The organism is Microbacterium sp. (assembly GCF_039812165.1).
In the GTDB taxonomy this organism is placed as follows: Bacteria; Actinomycetota; Actinomycetes; order Actinomycetales; family Microbacteriaceae; genus Microbacterium.
On record NZ_JBDIAB010000251.1, the window covers coordinates 1 to 3,640 of the forward strand.

Below are 3,640 nucleotides of genomic sequence, written 5' to 3' on the forward strand. Positions count from 1 at the left end.
AGACGTACGCGCTCACACGACCAGCGTACGCGCCCGCGAGCGGATGCCGCCGGTCAGGCGGTGAGGTGCGCCGCGAGTCGCAGCGCGAGCGCCGTCGTCGTGAGGCTGGGGTTCGCCGCCGCGCGTTCGTCGAGTCACTGCCCTCCAGCCCGCTCACTGTGTTGCGGCACAGTGACTCGACGTGAGGGCAGTGACTCGGTGGCCGGGGCGGTGGCTCGATGCGACGGGATGGCGTCCAGGGCAGTGGCTCGATGCGACGGGATGGCGCCCGGGGCAGTGCCCCGACGCGACGGGGCGGCGCCAGGGGGCGAGGGAGCCCGGCGACGCGGGCCGGGATCAGGGGCGCTGGAACGCGACCAGACCGACCAGGTTGCCCTCGGAGTCGCGGACGAACGCCTGCCACTCCTCGTGGCCGGGAGGGCCCAGCAGATCGTTCTCGTGCGTGAAGATGACGTGCGGCGCAGAGACCACCTCGGCGATCGACCGGACGCGCTCGATCGCCTCGTGCACGTTGTCGACGCGCAGGTAGACGAGCGCGCGCGGTGCCTCGCGCTCCAGCAGCAGCCGCACGCCGTCGAGGTCGAAGAACACGAGCCCGGGCGGGTCGAACCTCGCCAGCGGCGGCCGGTTCAGCAGCACCGTGTAGAAGTCCGTCGCACGGTCGAGATCCTCGACGTGCTGGGCGATCTGGACGAGTTGCATCGGCGGGTCCCCTTCATCGGACGGCCTCCGGCGACCACCGGCGATGCCAGAAGCGTACTCGGCCACGGCGTCGCCCGGGGTGGCCTTAGTCTGGTCGCGTGGCAGGAGTTCCCGCATGAGCGCACTGACAGCCCTCGACACCGACCGCGCCGCCGCGCTGGAAGCCGCCGGAGACGTCGACGAGGGCTTCCTGGCCCGCTTCGACGCCCAGTTCCCGCGCCTGCACGGCCTGTTCACGCGCCTGTACGGCGATCGGCCGGACGGCAGCGAGGCCCTCGCGCGGGTCGTGGCATCCGCCGCGTCGTCGTGGGCGGCGCGACCGGCCGACCTCAAGGCGCACGATGCGCTGCGCGCGGCGGACCCGCAGTGGTTCCAGTCCGAGCGCATGCTGGGCGGCGTCTGCTACGTCGACCGCTACGCGGGCGATCTCGACGGCATCCGCGCCCGCATCCCCTACTTCCGTGAGCTGGGGCTGACCTACCTGCACCTCATGCCGCTGTTCGACGCGCCCGAGGGCGACAACGACGGCGGCTACGCGGTGTCGAGCTACCGTCGCGTCAACCCCGCGCTCGGCACGATGGAGCAGCTCGCCGCGCTCGCCGCCGAGCTGCGCGAGGCGGGCATCTCGCTCGTGCTCGACTTCATCTTCAACCACACCAGCGACGAGCACGAGTGGGCGCGCAAGGCCGTGGCGGGCGAGCCGGGCTACGAGGACTTCTACCTGATCTTCCCCGACCGGACCGTCCCCGACGCGTACGAGCGCACCACGCGCGAGATCTTCCCCGACGACCACCCCGGCTCGTTCGTGCAGCTGCCCGACGGCCGCTGGATCTGGGCGACGTTCTACCACTTCCAGTGGGACCTCAACTACGCCAACCCCGCGGTCTTCCGCGCGATGGCCGAAGAGATGCTGTTCCTCGCCAACCAGGGCGTGGAGGTGCTCCGCATGGACGCCGTCGCCTTCATCTGGAAGCGGCTCGGCACCCCCTGCGAGTCACTCCCCGAGGCGCACCTGCTGCTGCAGGCGTTCAACGCGGTGCTGGCGATGGCCGCTCCCGGCATGATCTTCAAGTCCGAGGCGATCGTCCACCCCGACGAGGTGGTCACCTACATCTCGCCGGACGAGTGCCAGATCTCCTACAACCCGCTGCAGATGGCGCTCACGTGGGAGGCGCTCGCCACGCGCGACCCGCGCCTGCTGCAGCAGGCGCTCGAGCGGCGGCACGCCCTCCCCGAGGGCACCGCGTGGGTGAACTACGTGCGCGGGCACGACGACATCGGCTGGACGTTCGCCGACGAGGATGCCGCGGAGCTCGGCATCCACGGCTACCCGCACCGCCGCTTCCTGAACGACTTCTACGTCGGCCGCTTCCTCGGCTCGTTCTCGCGCGGCGTCGCCTTCCAGGAGAACCCGAAGACCGGCGACGCGCGCATCGCCGGCACGACGGCATCCCTCGCCGGCGTCGAGTCGGGCGACCCGCACGGCGAGGACCGCGTCGTGCTCGCGCACGCCATCCAGCTGTCGACCGGCGGGCTGCCGCTCATCTACCTGGGCGACGAGGTCGGCCAGCTCAACGACTACGCCTACGCCGACGATCCGGAGCATCGCGGCGACAGCCGCTGGGTGCACCGCGGACGCCGCCCGGACGCGCGGTACGCCGAGAGGACGGATGCCGCGACCCCCGCCGGTCGCATCCACCAGCGGCTCACGCGGCTCGTCGCCGTGCGCAAGGCGACGCCGGAGTTCGCCGGCAACGACCTGGTCGGCTTCCACGCGTCGGCGCCGGGCGTGCTCGGCTACCAGCGGCCCGGCGACGGCACGGTCGTGCTCGCGCTCGCGAACGTCGGCGACCACGCGGCGCACGTGTACCCGCGCACGCTGAGCGGCTTCGCCCCGGAGGCGACCGACCTCGTCGCCGACGCGCCCGTCGACCTCTCGGAGGGACTGACGCTGCCCGCGTGCGGCTTCGTCTGGCTGCGGGTCACGCCCCGCTGAGCCGGCACGGCTCTCGTCGAGGCCGCCGCCCTGGATCGCGGCGAAGCCGACGGCCGCGATCGCGCCGGCCGCGGCCGTCTCGGCAAACAGGTCGACGCGCCTCCCGCGTGATGTCGCCCCTTGTCGAGCGGACTGCACCCCGGCGCCGCCTTGCCGGAAGACCCCGGGACGGGCGTCGGCACGAGCGCGGGAACACCGGGGCCGCTCGACGTCAGGACGGCGTCGCGGCGACGGGGATGCGGACGCGCACGCTCGTGCCGCGGCCGGGCTGCGAGCGGATCGAGACGTCGCCGCCGTGCCGCTGCGCGACGATCCGCACGAGCGAGAGGCCGAGCCCCGACCCCTCGACGCGGCGGGCGTCGCCGCCGCGCCACAGCTCCTCCCACACGTGCGCCAGCTCCTCGGGCGGGATGCCCCAGCCGGTGTCGGCCACGTCGATCACGACGAAGCCGTCGTCCTCGCCGCCCCGCAGCTCGATGCGCGCGCCGTCGTCGGAGTACTTCGCCGCGTTCACCATCAGGTTCCTGATCGCGACGGCCAACAGGTCGGGGTCGCCGGCCACACGCGGCAGCGGCCACGGGGCGGTCGGCAGCACGACCCCGATGTCGCGACGGATGCCGCGGGCGGCGAGCTCGTCGGTCACGGCATCCGCCTCCTCGCGCACGATCGCGGCGAGGTCGACGCTCTCGCGGTCGAGCGCCCGGGTCTCGAGCGACGACAGCGCGCGCAGCTCGCCCACGAGCGAGGCGAGCCGGTCGGCCTGCCCCGCCGCCACGCGCAGGTTCGGCGACGCGTCGGCGCCGGGCTCGGCCGCGAGCGCCGTGCGGATCGCCGTCACCGGGTTCTTGAGCTCGTGGTCGAGGCGCGCGAGGAACCGCCGATGCGCGTCGCGCTCGGCGCGCTCGCCCTCGGCGCGTCCGCGGGCGTGCTCGCGCCCGCGGC

At 73.4% G+C, this 3,640-nt stretch carries 3 protein-coding genes; 1 reads left to right on the forward strand and 2 read right to left on the reverse strand.

What is annotated here, in order from left to right; all coding sequences use genetic code 11:
- Positions 1–336: 336 nt before the first annotated feature.
- The gene (locus WML84_RS13745; protein ID WP_347346702.1) at positions 337–702 is read right to left on the reverse strand and encodes a methylmalonyl-CoA epimerase; all 366 of its coding nucleotides are present in this window, start codon (positions 700–702) and stop codon (positions 337–339) included.
- A gap of 115 nt (positions 703–817) precedes the next feature.
- On the opposite strand from WML84_RS13745, the gene WML84_RS13750 reads away from it, so the two are divergent.
- Entirely contained in the window at positions 818–2,698 is a 1,881-nt protein-coding gene (locus tag WML84_RS13750; protein ID WP_347346703.1) for an alpha-amylase family protein, read from the forward strand.
- Between the two features lie 211 nt (positions 2,699–2,909).
- Here the strand turns inward: WML84_RS13750 and WML84_RS13755 are convergent.
- Positions 2,910–3,640: HAMP domain-containing sensor histidine kinase (locus WML84_RS13755; protein ID WP_347346704.1), on the reverse strand; the 731-nt coding region annotated here is incomplete at its 5' end.

Bases quoted from the DNA above. Each gene is read 5' to 3' on its own strand.
- WML84_RS13745 (WP_347346702.1), bottom strand. From the start codon at position 702: ATGCAACTCGTCCAGATCGCCCAGCACGTCGAGGATCTCGACCGTGCG.
- WML84_RS13750 (WP_347346703.1), top strand. From the start codon at position 818: ATGAGCGCACTGACAGCCCTCGACACCGACCGCGCCGCCGCGCTGGAA.